Origin of the sequence: Solemya velesiana gill symbiont, from assembly GCF_002020805.1 — a bacterium.
Taxonomy (GTDB): domain Bacteria; phylum Pseudomonadota; class Gammaproteobacteria; order Chromatiales; family Chromatiaceae; genus Sedimenticola_A.
In genome coordinates, this window is sequence record NZ_MPRJ01000099.1 from 1 (window position 1) to 14,744 (window position 14,744).

A 14,744-nucleotide genomic window follows, 5' to 3' on the forward strand; every position below is an offset into this window, starting at 1 on the left:
GTAGCTCATAAGTGCTTCGTCTCTTGGTCGGGAGAAGCGCCGACTCTACCAGCTGGCCCTTCAACTACCAATTGCACTTATTATCCGAAACCGCCAATTACTGAAATTAACCGCGCCGTAATTAAGGCCTAAAATTTACATATAATTTACAGAGGCCCTTTGAAGCAATGACGACCACAGTGAAATCAGCCACCAGAATTTACAAACGCCGCCGCCCGATCCTCAGTAATAAGGACGCTGAAAAGGCAAAAACCGAGGACAAGCCCTATCAACGGAAAGTCCCCGCGGCACCTGGAACCATCCTACGCATCCAACCAAACGGCACAAAACTTTGGAAACTTATTCAGGACAGCAAGCCCCGCACGCTGGGACGCCTGCCCGTGATGACTTATGCCATGGCCGTAGAGAAAGCCCTGGCGATTCTGCGCGGCGAAGATCCAGACATTGAACCGGAATCCGAACCAGAAGCAACCGAAGTACTGACCTTTGGACTATTTCTTGAGCGCCACTATGAACCCTACCTTGAAGCAAACCACTCCCGCCCCTCTGAGTCGCTGGGTTGCCTAAAGCGGTTCGGGCTTAATGACAAGCCGCTTGAAGAGTTGCGTTTGGCCGATGTTGAAACTTGGCGGCTTGGCCGCCAGAAGCAAAACCGAAGCCCAAAAACGATCAACCGGGATGTGGCCACCCTCAAGGCGTCACTCCAGAAGGCTGTTGAATGGGAATTGCTTAAGGATAACCCTCTGGCGCGCCTCAAGGCCCTGAAGATTGATAAGCGCCCCGTGGTGCGTTATCAGGATAAGCGCCTTCAGAAGGCGCTGAAGGCGCGTGACAAGAAGCTAAGGGATAAGCGCAGTAGCGGCAACGCATGGCGCAAACAACGCGGCTATGAACTGAAACCAGAACTTGGTGAGTATAGCGACAACCTTACCCCCATGATCCTACTGGCACTTCATACCGGCCTGCGCAGGGGCGAACTGTGGAACCTCGCCTGGGGGATGTGGATTTCAAGCGCAAAATTTTGACCGTTCATGGCAAAGGCGCAAAGTCGAAACAGACCCGCCATATCCCGCTAAACGCTACGGCCTGCGCCGTATTGAAGACCCACAAGGGAAAAGTCACCCCCCTCCCCTCCATGCCGGTCTTTGGACAACACGAATTCAGAAAAGCATTCACTGCCCTGCTCAAAACGGCCAAGATCGACAATTTCCGGTTTCACGACTGCCGCCACACCTTCGCTAGCCGATTGGTGATGGCAGGAATCCCGCTCAATACCGTGCGCGAGTTGATGGGCCATGCCTCGCTCGAAATGACCCTGATCTATGCGCATCTAGCGCCTGATAACCTGCACCATGCGGTGGATATATTGGGGGGTGCGTGATGAGCAAGGAAGATAAAAAAAAGGGTTGAACAAGAACTCGACAATCTGTCCCGGATATACGGTATCGATTCTTGGGGAGATATTATAAATGAATTCATATTTTCAGAATTGGGCGCTGAAGATGCTACATCAAGCCCTCAATCCAGGAGGGCAGCGGCTGCACTTCTCGCAACCATGTTTCAAGATGCAAGAAGGGGTGTTGACTGGCGGCATTACAAAAAGCCTCTTGGCCTCAGAAAGGCAAGCAGCCAACTAAACCCATTTGATGATTGGAATTTGCACGTCAAAGCATATGCAGTTGTGATGGATTACGTTGCCTGCTTCATATCCCAGGAAGAAGCTATAGAAGCGTTGCAGAAGCTTGCGCCTCTAGGCAAGAGGAAAGCGCAGAAATTCATCCGTCGTTACAGGGATGAAATTGCCAATAAATTAGAACGTGCCAGCCATCTAAATGGAAAACCAATAAAGAATATCCGGCGCAGGGATATTACCTGACGTGCATTTTTTTGTGCACTTTTTAATGCGTATATAACTATTTACAAATGTGAATAAATATTAAGCACCGGAACTACCTAAAGGTGCTTGATGATGAAAACCACAAACAGCCCCCCCGCGACCTCTCCGTCACAGAAGTCTGCGCGATCACGGACTCAACCCCGCCGACCGTCTACAAGTTGATAAACTCAGGCGTCTTGGTTAGCTACAAGGTCGGACGATCCCGCCGCATCACTGGCGAGTCCGTCGAGGCACTCCGCTCTGGAAAGTCTGACAAAGCCTGCGCATAAAAAACGAAAACGCCCTGGTTAAATGCTTTGCCGAGCAACCAGGGCGTTATGGGGACAACAAATGAATCTTACCACAAAATCGTTTCGTCCTGATTCGTACCGCTGGCGTGCAACTAATGGTTTACAGACATGGACTGATATAACCCTGCGTTACCGCATGAAGCGGCATCCCAGGGGGCAGTACCGTATTCCTTTGCCCGATGATCTGATTGCAGAGGAGGAAAAGTGAAACCGTTGCCGCCATATGGAAGCAAGGTACGCAATCCCTCTAACGGTGTTTGGATCTATATCGTGTTGGCGGCATGGGTGTTCGCTGAATGCGTGAAAAGAAACAATCCTGCAAAAGCCCCGCTGGTTCTTCCCAATAACGAACTACCCGATGATTATCGCTGGCCTGTTGGAGGCCTGGACGTGATGGTTGTCTTGTTAGATCAACAGTCCCCCGAACGTGTGCTTTTGCTTGGCCGGGAACTGATCTATGCGGGCGCATTGCGTGTTGTCGTAATCGGGGAAACGGATAACCTCCCTGTGCGGTTGACCCTGTTCAAGCCCAAGAAAATGATGGGGGCTGCATGATTGACCGTACAGAAGTTCAGGTGCCATATGATCAGGTCAACGACCCATTTACTGCCCCATCTTTCGATGAACTGAAGGTTACTGAAGATGAACTGAACGCGGCACAATTGACCCCAAAATGCATTGTTGAAAATCACACCTATGCCGATGTAGCCCAACTTATCGCACCAGGGGGGACGGGTAAGACCACCATCATTCTTTACGAACTAATCCGGATTGCCCTTGGGCGTGACGTATGGGGCTGCAAAGTCGTTAATCCCGGATGGTCATTGATTGTTACCGCTGAAGATCAGCGCGAACAACTACTTGCCAGAATGCGGGAAATCCTTGGTGCAATGAATCTGATCCCTGATGAACGACAGAAGGCTGTTTCATCCATTCGGATCTGGGACGTAACCGGTGAACATTGCAAACTTGTATTTGTCGCTGATGGCATGGTTCAACTAACAAACCTCGCCGACAGGATCATAGAGGCGCACAAGGACAATCCGCCCGCTGTAATTGTCTTTGATCCGCTTGTAAGTTTTGGGGCATCAGAACAAAGGGTTAACGATAACGAACAAGCCCTGGTCACAGCTGCAAGGCGCATCGTACGCGCTCTGGATTGCTGTGTACGGTACGTTCACCACACGGGCAAGGGTAACGCACGGGAAAAGGCGTTGGATCAATACGCAGGGCGTAGCGGGTCTGCTATGGCGGACGGCACTCGAATGACCTTTGTTTTGCATCCTTGGGAAGAAGGGGATCAACTGAAACCCCCGCCTGGATGCCGCCCTGACCGAAATTCTAGTATTACGGTGCTCGCTAGACCGAAACTTAGCTATTCAAGGCCGAATTTGCCGAACATCTGGATCAAGCGGACTGGCTATAGGTTTGAATCTTTCATGGAACTGTATCAGACACCGGAACAGCGGGCCGCTGCACAGGCCAACCAGATGCACCAGTTCCTGACTCACGAATTGAATCAAGGCAAGTACTACACAAAAAACAACCTGGATACAAAAGCAGAACTGCTGGGTATGACGCGGAAAGATCTGCGGGCGGCCATAGTCGATTTAGAAATTACTGGGCGTGTGGTGGATACAGACTTGCCCAAAGATCAACGGCACGGTAATCGTAAAACATTCCTTAAGCCTATTCCGCCGAATTCTGGCAAAGCCGGGGCGGAATAGACCATGAACAGCGTAATTTTCCATGTTCAACCCGCCGTCTTTATTAATCCGCCGTCCTATAGAGAAAAGAACGGCGGCGGATTAACCGCCGTCCGTTTTCTCCTTTATTTCCCATTTCGCCGCAGATTTACGGCGGAATACGGCGGATTGGCGGATTAGGGACAGGCGTGACACTTTCTAGAGGATAAATCACATGACCACTGAACAAAAAGCACTGATCTGTAAAGACTGCCATATGAAGCTTCATTTGGATGTGGAACTTAACAATGCAAGTCCTGGTGTCTATCGCCGCTATTGCAAAGAACATAATGCCCTGGCAATTGCAACTTGCTATAGAGGAGTAACAACCATCCTGATCGATCCCGTAGTATCACGGGATGAAGCAAACTCGCATCATAATAATATTGGCCATCACCACCTAGGATTCTGCCTGTTTCTAATACAGCGACCCCCGCCCCCTCGCCGTCAGTATTTGATACAAATTCAACAGACCAAAGCGCTTCCAACATGTGATTTTCCTTTTCTGTATTCTGATAAACGGCATTTCCATGCAAACGTGAATACTGTGGTACACGTACAACGTTTGTAAAGCGCTTAGGTTCAGCTATTGATCAAAAAAATGTTTACAGGGAATTTACACAGTACTTCAAGCAATGAAAAAGGGTTAGCCCGATTGAGCTAACCCCTTGATTTTATTGGTCGGGGCGAGAGGATTCGAACCTCCGACCCCCACAACCCCATTGTGGTGCGCTACCAGGCTGCGCTACGCCCCGACACGAAATTTACCGATGCTTGGTTGCAGCGGTTCCTGCAGGACTTGCGAGGGTCGTGCAGTGCCTCAGGAGAGCGCGCATATTAGGCACTCTGCCCACTGATGTCAATGCGTGATTACTGAGGGCTTGCTGACACTATGCCCTAGTGCTTGAGAATCTGAAAGACTTCTTCCAGTTCCGAGCGCAACTGCTTGATCAGTTCCAGATTGTTGCCCACCTCTTCCTTGGCACCCTCACCGGAGAGCTGCTGGCGGGCACCGCCGATGGTAAAGCCCTGCTCATAGAGCAGGCTGCGGATCTGGCGGATCATCTCTACATCATGGCGCTGGTAGTAGCGGCGGTTGCCACGACGCTTCACAGGCTTGAGCTGGGGAAACTCTTGCTCCCAGTAGCGAAGAACGTGGGGCTTCACACCGCACAGCTCGCTGACCTCACCGATGGTGAAGTAACGCTTGCCGGGAATCGGCGGTAGGTCTACGGTACTACTGCTCGCTTCCAGCATAAGCTCCTACCCTTGCCTTCAGTTTCTGACCGGGGCGAAAAGTGACCACACGCCGGGCAGTAATCGGAATCTCTTCACCGGTTTTCGGATTACGTCCGGGACGCTCTTTCTTTTCGCGCAGATCGAAATTACCAAATCCTGACAACTTGACCTGGGCGCCGTCTTCCAGCCCGGCACGGATCTTCTCAAAAAACATCTCGACCATCTCTTTCGCCTCTCGCTTGTTGAGGCCGAGTTCATCGAAAAGCCTTTCGGCCATTTCTGCCTTGGTCAAAGCCATCGTCAATCTCTCAGTTGCGCATTTAGATCATCAGACAACGCCGCGAGCACGCGCGCCACGACGCTATCAACTTCCTCGTCCGTAAGAGTGTGCGAAGATTCCTGTAAAATCAAGCCCAAAGCGAGACTTTTTCGCCCTGAATCTACCTTTTCCCCAGTATAGACGTCAAAAATCAAAATGTCTTTAAGGGTTTCCGGTGCCGCTCGCTTAACACACTGTTTAACGGAACTAAATTCTACACTCTCTTCCACCACAACGGCAATATCCCTTCTTATAGAGGGGAATTTGGAGAGCGGCCGGAACGCTGGGAGTGTACCTTCAAGCTTGTTATCCAGACGGATCTCGAACAGGTAGGTGTTGCCGGCGAGGTCCAGTTTGCCCTCGATTCCGGGATGCAGCATGCCGATCCAGCCGACGATCTCACCGTCCCGCAGTACCTGGGCGCTCTGGCCGGGGTGCAGGGTCGGATGCTCGGCAGCCACGAATTCGCACGCCCCAGGGGTACCGGTCAGCGTCAGAACCGCCTCCAGGTCCGCCTTCAGGTCGAAGAAATCGACGTTTCTCGCCGCATCACTCCACTGCTCCGCTACAGCCGGACCGGTAACGAGGCCGGCAAGCATGGGATCCTGGGTGATCTGCTCTTCCTCCTGGACAAACCGCAGCCCCGATTCGAAGACGCGGACACGGGCCTGCTGGCGGGACTGGTTGTAGGTCGCTGTCTGCAACAGGCCAGGCCAGAGGCTGGTGCGCATGATGGACATGTCAGCGGATATAGGGTTGGCCAGCTCCACGGTGCCGTGACCGGGATCGAGAAGGTCATGCATCTCGGGGCTAATGAAGCTGTAGGTAATCGCCTCCTGGTAGTCGCGGTCCACCAGGGTCTGCTTGGCGCGATGGAGGTTGAAGGTGACTTCGGGCTCCCCTTCCATCACGGTGGCCGCAGCAGTGCGCTTCAGGGGGATCTCGGTGTAGCCGTAGATGCGCCCGATCTCCTCGATCAGGTCCACCTCGATGCTGATGTCGAAGCGGCAGCTCGGTGCGGTCACCTTCCAGCCCTCTTCCGCGGACTCCACCTGCATCTCCAGGCGAGTAAGGATATCCACGATGGTCTCGTCATCGATCTCGACACCGAGGATCTTGGCCACCTGCTCCCGCCGCAGCAGGATCTCCGGGCGCTGCTCGATGTGGGCTTCGGAGGCCTCTTCCACGATGGGGCCCGCCTCGCCGCCGGCAATATCCAGCAGCAGCTGGGTAGCACGCTCCAGTGCATTGATCTGCAACTGGGGGTCCACACCCCGCTCGAAGCGATGGGAGGAGTCGGTATGCATGCCGTAACTGCGGGATTTGCCGATGATGGCGGTGGGCGTGAAAAAGGCACTCTCGAACAGCACATCCACGGTATCGTCGGCCACACCGGAATGTTCGCCACCCATGATACCCGCCATGGCCACCGGCCTGGAGGCATCGGCAATAACCAGGGTATCGTCACGCAACTCGATCTCCGAACCGTCCAGCAGGGTCAGTTTCTCGCCCTGCCCGGCCATGCGCACGCGGATTTCGCTGTCCAGTTCGCGCAGGTCGAAGCCGTGCATGGGCTGACCCAGTTCCAGCATCACGTAGTTGGTGATATCCACCACCGGGTGAATGGGGCGCAGATCGCTGCGGCGCAGACGCTCCTGCATCCAGAGTGGCGTCTGGGCCTTGGGATCGATGTTGCGCACGATCCGGCAGGTGTATCGTGGGCAGGCCTCGGGAGCCTCCAGTTTGACCGGAAAGCGCTCTGCGTGGGAAGCATCCACCGATTCGATGGCCGGGGGCGTCACCGGGCTGCGGTTGATCACACCCACCTCGCGGGCGATGCCGGACATACCCAGGCAGTCACCACGATCCGGGGTCAGGTCCACCTCGATGGTCTGGTCATTGAGGGCCAGGTATTCACGAATATCCGTGCCAACTGGCGCGTCAGTAGGAAGTTCCAGGATGCCCTCGGAAGATTCCGCCATGCCCAGTTCGGACTCGGAGCAGATCATGCCCCGGGACTCCACGCCGCGCAGCTTGGCCTTCTTGATCTTGAAACCGCCCGGCAGCTTGGCACCAACGACGGCCACGGGCACCTTCTGCCCCGCTGCCACGTTGGGTGCGCCGCAGACGATCTGCAGGGTCTCGTCCTGGCCGGCATTGACCGTGCAGAGGCTCAACTTGTCGGCATCGGGATGCTGTTCGCGGGTCAGCACCTCACCCACGAAAACCCCTTCGAATTCCGCCGCCGATCCGACCGAGTCCACCTCCAGGCCGGCCATACTGAGCTGGTCCGCCAACTCTTCGGTGGTGATTTCCGGGTTCACCCATTCACGCAACCAGGCTTCACTGAATTTCATTATTTGATTCCGCTTTATACTATTAACTGCTTATGCAATTATTTTATTAATCAATAGGATATGATACATAGTTAATGTAGGTGTCGGCATCGATCGGATATTCAGGCAAACTGCTTCAAGAACCTCAGGTCATTCTCAAAGAAGAGTCGTAAGTCATTGACTCCATAGCGCAACATGGTCAGGCGCTCGACCCCCATACCGAAGGCGTAGCCGGTGTACTTCTCGCTGTCGATTCCGACGTGGCGGAATACCTCGGGGTGGATCATGCCGCAGCCCAGCACCTCCAGCCAGCCTGTGTTACTGCACACCCTGCACCCTTCGCCGCCACACATCACACACTCGATGTCGGCCTCTGCGGAAGGTTCGGTGAAGGGGAAATAGGAGGGGCGGAAGCGCATCTTGAGATCCCGCTCGAAGAAGTTCCCAGGAAACCCTCCACCTGGTGGAACATGGGGGTGTGGGTCAAATCCGAGTCGCAGCGGTAGACCCGCCCGGGCGCAATAATCTTCAACGGCGGTTCGGCGTCCTTCATCACCCTGACCTGCACCGGCGAGGTGTGGGTACGCAGCAACATGTGCTCGTCGAAATAGAAGGTGTCGTGCATGGCACGGGCCGGATGGTGCGCCGGAATATTCAGCGCCTCGAAGTTGTGGAAGTCATCCTCGATCTCGGGCCCCTCGGCCACCTTGAAGCCGGAGTTGGCAAACAGGCGCTCGATACGTTCCATGGTACGAGTCACCGGGTGCAGCCCACCATGTCCACGGCCGCGGCCCGGCAGGGTCGCATCGATACGCTCAGAGGCAAGGCGCGCACTCAGGGCGGCCGCTTCCAGTTCGCCCCGGCGTTCATCGATCTTCACCTGGAGGGACTGCTTGGCCTTGTTGATCGCCTGGCCGGCGGCAGGACGCTCCTCCTTGGGCAGCTTGCCCAACTGCTTGAGCTGGGCGGTCAGCTCACCGCTCTTGCCGAGAAAGCGCACGCGGACATCGTCCAGCGCCGAAAGGCCTTCGGCCCCGTCGATCAGCGCAACGGCTTCCTGAACCAATTTTTCGATTTCGAGGTTGGATTCACCATCCATCAGTACGATCCTCTGCCGGGCCAACCGGCCCGTTTTGAACAAAAAAGGGGAAAGACCGTAAGGCCTTCCCCCTTATCGATGTCATATTGTGTCCACCGGACCCTGCGCGGCCGGTGGTATGACAAGCTCTTAGCTGGAGAGACTGGCCTTGGCCTGTTCTGCCAGGGCGCTAAACGCCGGCTTGTCAAAGATGGCCAGGTCGGCCAGCATCTTGCGATCGATCTCGATGTTCGCCTTCTTCAGACCATTGATCATGCGGCTGTAGGAGAGACCGTTGGCACGCGCACCGGCGTTGATACGGGCAATCCACAGGGCACGAAACTGGCGCTTCTTCTGACGACGGTCGCGGTAAGCGTACTGGCCGGCCTTGATGACCGCCTGCTTGGCTACGCGATAGATCTTGCGACGGGCACCGTAGTAACCCTTCGCCGACTTCAGCACTTTTTTATGACGGGCGTGTGCTGTTACACCACGTTTTACTCGAGGCATCTCTCAGTCTCCTGTTAGGCGTAGGGGATCATACGACGGGCTGAAGCCACATCGGAGCCGTGCAGCTGTGAAGGACTACGCAGCTGACGCTTACGCTTGGTGCTCTTCTTCGTCAGGATGTGACGACGGTGAGACTGTCCGCGCTTGAAGCCGGAGGCGGTCTTTTTGAACCGCTTGGCAGCGCCTCGGTTAGTTTTGATCTTAGGCATTTCTATTAACTCGCATTCTAAGGTTGATTACTTTTTGGGACGAAGCACCATCACCATCTGGCGACCTTCCATTGCAGGCTTCTGCTCGACCTCACCCAATTCGGCAAGATCCCGCTCTACCCGCTCAAGCATCTCCAGACCCAACTCCCTGTGGGCGTGCTCACGACCGCGGAAACGCATGGTCACCTTGGTCTTGTCCCTATCTTGAAGGAAACGTATCAGGTTGCGCAGTTTCACCTGATAATCCCCTTCTCCCGTCCCTGGACGGAATTTCACTTCTTTAATATGAACCTGTTTCTGCTTCTTTTTCGCTGCAGACTTCTGCTTCTTCTGCTCGAAAATGAATTTGCCAAAATCCATCACACGGCAGACGGGCGGTTCCGCGTTGGGTACGATCTCTACCAGATCCAGCCCCGCCTCGTCGGCGACATCCATTGCTTCGTCTATGGAGACGATTCCCACCTGTTCCCCGTCGGCGCCGATCAGGCGTACTTCCGTGGCCGTAATTTCATTGTTCAGGCGATTCTTTTTTGGCGCAGCGATAACAGTTTCTCCTAAAGAAGAAAGCCTGCCAAACGTGAAAGCGCCGGCTGCACCGGTGCTTTCAATAGAGGCAAGCTCTTAATTCGAGCGACGCGCGACCTCCTCTCCCATCCGCTGTGAAAACTCTTCCAGGCTGATACTGCCCAGGTCTTCACCGCTTCGGGTACGAACGGCCACCGTCACGTTTTCCATCTCGCGATCACCTACCACTAGCTGGTAAGGCACTCTCGCCAGAGTGTGCTCGCGAATTTTAAAGCCGATTTTCTCGTTTCTCAAGTCCATTTCGGCCCTAAATCCCTGTTTATTTAAGGTTTCGGCCACTTTTTTCACATAATCGGCCTGTCGATCGGTGATATTCATCACAACGGCCTGTACTGGAGACAGCCAAAGAGGCAGCGCACCGGCGTACTCCTCGATCAGAATTCCGATGAAACGCTCCAGGGATCCGAGGATCGCCCGATGCAGCATCACGGGAACCTTCTTACTATTGTCGTCAGCGATATAGCTCGCATCCAGGCGTCCCGGCATGGAGAAATCGACCTGGATTGTGCCGCACTGCCAGATTCGGCCGAGGCAGTCACAGAGTGAGAAATCGATCTTGGGGCCGTAGAAAGCCCCCTCGCCTGGCTGGATGGTCCAGTCCAAGTCCTTTGCATTCAGGGCGTCTTCCAGCGCCTTCTCTGCCTTGTCCCACACCTCGTCCGAGCCGACCCGCTTCTCGGGGCGGGTGGAAAGCGCCACCCGGACATCGGTGAAACCGAAATCCTTGTACATCTCGAACAGCAGATCTACGAAACCGGCAACTTCGCTCTGAATCTGGTCCTCGGTGCAGAAGATATGGGCATCATCCTGTACGAAATTACGAACCCGCATCAGGCCGTGCAGGGTACCGGATGCCTCGTTGCGGTGACAGGAACCAAACTCGGAGAGCCGCAACGGGAGATCCCGGTAGCTCTTCAGCCCCTGATTGAACACCTGCACATGACAGGGACAGTTCATGGGCTTGATGGCAAAGTCCCGGTCTTCCGACTGGGTGGTGAACATGTCGGCACGGTACTTGTCCCAGTGCCCGGATTTCTCCCACAGGCTGCGGTCCACGATCTGGGGAGTGCAGATCTCCTGGTAGCCGGCTGCCGTGATCTTGTCACGGACGTACTGCTCCAGGGTGCGGTATATGGTCCAGCCTTTGGGATGCCAGAACACCATGCCCGGCGCCTCTTCCTGGGTATGAAACAGGTCCTGCACCTTGGCAATCTTGCGGTGGTCACGCTTCTCCGCCTCTTCCAGGCGCTTGAGGTAAGCCTTGAGCTCTTTCTTGTCCTTCCAGGCGGTACCGTAGACCCTTTGCAGCATCTCGTTGTCGGAATTGCCACGCCAGTAGGCGCCTGCAACCTTCATCAACTTGAAGGCCTTCAGCTTTCCTGTTCCGGGCACATGGGGCCCGCGACAGAGATCGAGAAAGTCCCCTTGCCGGTATACGGATATCGTCTCATTTGCCGGCAGGTCGTTGATGATCTCCGCCTTGTACGCCTCACCGATGCCCTTGAAATAAGCTACCGCTTCGTCGCGATCCCAAACCTCGCTGGAAACCTGCAGATCCGCCTTGGCCAGTTCAGCCATCTTCTCCTCCATCGCCTTCAGATCCTCCGGGGTGAAGGGGCGCTCGTAGGAGAAGTCGTAGTAGAAACCATCATCCACGGTAGGGCCGATGGTCACCTGGGCCGAGGGGAACAGTTGCTTCACTGCCTGGGCCAGCAGGTGGGCGGTGGAGTGGCGGATGATCTCCAGGCCATCCTCGTCACGATCGGTGACGATAGCCAGTTCCGCGTCTGTCTCCATGACATGGGAGGTATCCACCAGCTCGCCGTCCACGCGTCCCGCCAGGGAGGCCTTTGCGAGACCGGGACCAATAGAGGCGGCCACATCGTGAACAGAAACAGGGTTATCGAAGCTCCGTTGAGAGCCGTCGGGAAGGGTAATTACAGGCATTTGAGGCCTCATCCTTTTCAGTGGTGGTCCATACGAGAGACCACATGAATAAAAAACCGGGCTCACGGAGCCCGGTCGCAATCTTGATTTGAACTGGTAATTTTATCTTTGGGCCGTTTTCCGGTCAATTACCTTGAATCGAAAGAAATTGCTGGAATACCGGGTCTCCCATGTGAATCATTACATTATATATAAGGGTTAGCCGACCATGGCTGGCTACGTCACGTGAAAGAGAACGCCATGAGAAAGATTCTGCAATTCACCCTCCTGCTGGGCCTGGCAGCTTGCACCCAAGCCGCCCTCGCCTTCGATCACACCCATGCCACCTGGAATAAACTGCTCCGCACGCATGTAACCTGGGTCAGTGACGGCCATGCCTCCCGCGTCGACTACAGTGGCCTGCAGATAGAAAGAAACGATCTTGCAAATTATCTGGATGATCTCTCGACTGTATCCCGGCAGGAGTACAACAGTTGGACCAAACAGCAGCAACTCGCCTTCCTTGTAAACGCCTACAACGCCTTCACTGTCGAACTGCTCCTGACCCGTTACCCCGACCTGGAATCCATCAAGGAGCTCGGCTCTCTCTTCAGCAGTCCCTGGAAAAAGCGCTTCCTCACCCTCCTCGGCAAGAAGCGCAGCCTGGACGATATCGAGCACCGCATGATCCGCGAGCCTGGCGTCTTCGATGAACCCCGCATTCACGTGGCGGTGGTCTGCGCATCTATCGGATGCCCTGCCCTGCATGATGAGGCCTTCACAGCAGAACAACTGGACAAACAGCTGGAAGACAGCCTTGTGCGCTTTCTCTCTGACCGCAGCCGCAATCGCTACAAGACAAATCAGGAAAACTGGAGGTCTCGAATATATTCGACTGGTACCGGGAGGACTTTGAACAGGACCATGGAGAATTCAACTCCCTGGAAAAGTCATTCGCCAACTATGCCGATCTGCTTGCAGACGACGAGCAGAGCAGAGAAAATATCCGGTAGCAAAATGTATCGATCGTGTTTCTTGACTACGATTGGAGATTGATGATCTGAAGCGATAAAGATACGGTAAGCGATTGATAATCGAGCCGCCAATTCTTTTGGCAGAAACGGCTTCGCCATAGTGGAGCCAATTCCCATCAGATAGAACTATTTTTCGAGTATCAACTCCCACCCTGGCACTTCTTTCTTACCCCGCAGGAGCAGGGTCCTTCCATTGTCGGGCACGGGTTTTCGGCAGAATTTTTGATTCTTTTTAAACCATGGAAACTTGATACAGAAAAAACCAAGATCATTGACCCACCAGCGCCCGCCGGTCTTCTTTTTTCCACCTCCCTCATAGATCAGACGCGCAGAGATGCTTCCATTCATGTTGAGGACAAGTTGAAAACGCTCATTCGGATGAACAGGGTTGGCCCTATTGCCCTGGATGATCGCGCCATCCAGATCAAGTTGCCTGAGTTCGACCTGCTCAACGCTTTGCACCCTTTTTTTGGCATTAATAACTTTTTGCACACCTTTCAACACGACGAACCCTGCCAGCAGGCACAAAATTATTATGCTGAGGATTTTCAGGTACCTCCTCTTTTTCGGTCGCTTTTGATGCTCATCTTCTGATGGGATTGATTGACCATGATCTCTTTGTATGGAGAGCCCGGAAGAAGGCTTCAAACTGAAGGCAGGGACTGGCGTAGCGATGTTCTTTACCTGTTACCTGCCGAGGTCCACGAACGCGAAAGAGAGTTTGTTGTATACAAGCTCATACACGCTACCGGAAATGCAGATCCCCCCAGCCTCGGCAATCGACTCCATGCGTGCTGCGATATTCACACCATCGCCAAACAGATCGTCGCCATCAACAAGCACATCACCAACATTTATGCCAATACGAAACATCATTTTTGGTTGTAGATTTGGATCTTCGTTGAGTGCCAGCAAACCTTCCTGTATTTCTATTGCGTAACGAACCGCTTCAACAGTAGAGCTGAACTCCGCCAACACAGAATCACCGGCCATGTTGAAAATGCGGCCCTCGTGCTGATCAATGTGCCTGGAAAAGAGATCACGGCACCGCTTCAGTGTTTTATGAGTGCCGTCCTCATCCTCCACCATCAATCGGCTGTACCCCACTACGTCAGCGGCAAGGATTGTGGTGAGTTTTCTCTTTGGGTGGTCGTTGTCATGCATTGCTTGGTGCCTGGGCCAGGATCATTTTTACAAGCAGCGTGCCCCACTACCGGTTAATAGTAGTAGAGTCATTGCAGTTTTCCTGCAACAGGAGAGGGAGATTCCAGAAAATGGCAGGCGCTGACAGAAAATGCGAGAAGGGCAGTTTCTCATTCCATCACACCAATAAAAAACCCAGCCTGTCGGCTGGGTTTTTTATTTGGTAGGTGCGATCGGATTCGAACCAACGACCCCCACCATGTCAAGAGCCCATGTGACCATAACACTTCATAACAAATGAAAACATTACCGATCAAGTAATCCTTTATTCATAAGGGCGGTTTCGGATAATAAGTGCAATTGGTAGTTGAAGGGCCAGCTGGTAGAGTCGGCGCTTCTCCCGACCAAGAGACGAAGCACTTATGAGCTACAA

Annotated in this window: 18 protein-coding genes, 1 tRNA gene and 1 pseudogene; 9 read left to right on the top strand and 11 right to left on the bottom strand. The window is 54.0% G+C overall.

Annotated features, from left to right (window positions below; genetic code table 11):
- The first annotated feature begins 167 nt into the window (after nucleotides 1–167).
- The 8 genes from BOW53_RS11760 to BOW53_RS13430 all read left to right on the top strand — a co-directional run bounded on the left by BOW53_RS11760 (nucleotide 168) and on the right by BOW53_RS13430 (nucleotide 4,503).
- Entirely contained in the window at nucleotides 168–1,025 is an 858-nt protein-coding gene (locus BOW53_RS11760; protein WP_078488174.1) for an Arm DNA-binding domain-containing protein, read from the top strand.
- A complete protein-coding gene (locus tag BOW53_RS11765; RefSeq protein ID WP_078488175.1) occupies nucleotides 980–1,381 on the top strand; it encodes a tyrosine-type recombinase/integrase in 402 nt (133 codons plus the stop codon). The genes BOW53_RS11760 and BOW53_RS11765 overlap by 46 nt, the downstream gene beginning before the upstream one ends.
- 108 nt (nucleotides 1,382–1,489) lie before the next feature.
- Nucleotides 1,490–1,876, top strand: coding sequence for a hypothetical protein (locus BOW53_RS11770; RefSeq protein ID WP_135607096.1), 387 nt, complete (start codon nucleotides 1,490–1,492; stop codon nucleotides 1,874–1,876).
- Nucleotides 1,877–1,959: 83 nt separating this feature from the next.
- Nucleotides 1,960–2,166 carry a helix-turn-helix domain-containing protein gene (locus BOW53_RS13985; RefSeq protein WP_172838890.1) on the top strand — a complete coding sequence of 69 codons (207 nt, stop codon included), beginning with the start codon at nucleotides 1,960–1,962 and terminating at the stop codon, nucleotides 2,164–2,166.
- A 225-nt stretch (nucleotides 2,167–2,391) separates the two neighbouring features.
- Nucleotides 2,392–2,742, top strand: coding sequence for a hypothetical protein (locus tag BOW53_RS11780; protein ID WP_078488178.1), 351 nt, complete (start codon nucleotides 2,392–2,394; stop codon nucleotides 2,740–2,742).
- Nucleotides 2,739–3,914 (top strand): AAA family ATPase, encoded by a 1,176-nt coding sequence (locus tag BOW53_RS11785; RefSeq protein WP_078488179.1) that lies wholly within the window; start codon nucleotides 2,739–2,741, stop codon nucleotides 3,912–3,914. Before BOW53_RS11780 ends, BOW53_RS11785 begins: the two co-directional genes overlap by 4 nt.
- A 3-nt stretch (nucleotides 3,915–3,917) precedes the next feature.
- The gene (locus BOW53_RS12875) at nucleotides 3,918–4,073 is read left to right on the top strand and encodes a hypothetical protein (RefSeq protein ID WP_172838891.1); all 156 of its coding nucleotides are present in this window, start codon (nucleotides 3,918–3,920) and stop codon (nucleotides 4,071–4,073) included.
- Nucleotides 4,074–4,107: 34 nt separating this feature from the next.
- Nucleotides 4,108–4,503, top strand: a complete 396-nt coding sequence (locus BOW53_RS13430; RefSeq protein ID WP_245832135.1) for a hypothetical protein — start codon at nucleotides 4,108–4,110, stop codon at nucleotides 4,501–4,503.
- Between the two features lie 107 nt (nucleotides 4,504–4,610).
- Here the strand turns inward: BOW53_RS13430 and BOW53_RS11795 are convergent.
- The 9 genes and pseudogenes from BOW53_RS11795 to thrS all read right to left on the bottom strand — a co-directional run bounded on the left by BOW53_RS11795 (nucleotide 4,611) and on the right by thrS (nucleotide 12,155).
- Nucleotides 4,611–4,687: transfer RNA gene (locus BOW53_RS11795), tRNA-Pro, on the bottom strand.
- Nucleotides 4,688–4,829: 142 nt separating this feature from the next.
- Nucleotides 4,830–5,189, bottom strand: coding sequence for a MerR family transcriptional regulator (locus BOW53_RS11800; RefSeq protein ID WP_078488180.1), 360 nt, complete (start codon nucleotides 5,187–5,189; stop codon nucleotides 4,830–4,832).
- On the bottom strand, nucleotides 5,170–5,469 hold the full coding sequence (ihfA, locus tag BOW53_RS11805) for an integration host factor subunit alpha (RefSeq protein WP_078488181.1): 300 nt from the start codon (nucleotides 5,467–5,469) through the stop codon (nucleotides 5,170–5,172). Before ihfA ends, BOW53_RS11800 begins: the two co-directional genes overlap by 20 nt.
- A gap of 2 nt (nucleotides 5,470–5,471) precedes the next feature.
- Nucleotides 5,472–7,847, bottom strand: a complete 2,376-nt coding sequence (gene pheT, locus BOW53_RS11810) for a phenylalanine--tRNA ligase subunit beta (protein ID WP_078488182.1) — start codon at nucleotides 7,845–7,847, stop codon at nucleotides 5,472–5,474.
- Between the two features lie 101 nt (nucleotides 7,848–7,948).
- Nucleotides 7,949–8,925, bottom strand: a pseudogene (pheS, locus tag BOW53_RS11815) (phenylalanine--tRNA ligase subunit alpha).
- A 129-nt stretch (nucleotides 8,926–9,054) separates the two neighbouring features.
- Nucleotides 9,055–9,414 (bottom strand): 50S ribosomal protein L20, encoded by a 360-nt coding sequence (gene rplT, locus BOW53_RS11820; RefSeq protein ID WP_078488183.1) that lies wholly within the window; start codon nucleotides 9,412–9,414, stop codon nucleotides 9,055–9,057.
- 14 nt (nucleotides 9,415–9,428) lie between these two features.
- Nucleotides 9,429–9,623 (bottom strand): 50S ribosomal protein L35, encoded by a 195-nt coding sequence (rpmI, locus tag BOW53_RS11825; RefSeq protein ID WP_078488184.1) that lies wholly within the window; start codon nucleotides 9,621–9,623, stop codon nucleotides 9,429–9,431.
- A 27-nt stretch (nucleotides 9,624–9,650) separates the two neighbouring features.
- Complete coding sequence (infC, locus tag BOW53_RS11830) at nucleotides 9,651–10,166, bottom strand: translation initiation factor IF-3 (protein ID WP_078488185.1); 516 nt, start codon at nucleotides 10,164–10,166, stop codon at nucleotides 9,651–9,653.
- Nucleotides 10,167–10,244: 78 nt separating this feature from the next.
- The gene (gene thrS / locus BOW53_RS11835; protein ID WP_078488186.1) at nucleotides 10,245–12,155 is read right to left on the bottom strand and encodes a threonine--tRNA ligase; all 1,911 of its coding nucleotides are present in this window, start codon (nucleotides 12,153–12,155) and stop codon (nucleotides 10,245–10,247) included.
- A gap of 240 nt (nucleotides 12,156–12,395) precedes the next feature.
- Here thrS and BOW53_RS11840 point away from each other — a divergent pair, with 240 nt between their 5' ends.
- Complete coding sequence (locus BOW53_RS11840; protein ID WP_245832136.1) at nucleotides 12,396–13,190, top strand: DUF547 domain-containing protein; 795 nt, start codon at nucleotides 12,396–12,398, stop codon at nucleotides 13,188–13,190.
- Between the two features lie 104 nt (nucleotides 13,191–13,294).
- Here BOW53_RS11840 and BOW53_RS11845 read toward each other — a convergent pair whose 3' ends face one another.
- The gene (locus BOW53_RS11845; protein WP_078488187.1) at nucleotides 13,295–13,696 is read right to left on the bottom strand and encodes a hypothetical protein; all 402 of its coding nucleotides are present in this window, start codon (nucleotides 13,694–13,696) and stop codon (nucleotides 13,295–13,297) included.
- Nucleotides 13,697–13,855: 159 nt separating this feature from the next.
- Nucleotides 13,856–14,332, bottom strand: coding sequence for an adenylate/guanylate cyclase domain-containing protein (locus tag BOW53_RS11850; protein WP_078488188.1), 477 nt, complete (start codon nucleotides 14,330–14,332; stop codon nucleotides 13,856–13,858).
- Nucleotides 14,333–14,744 lie beyond the last annotated feature (412 nt).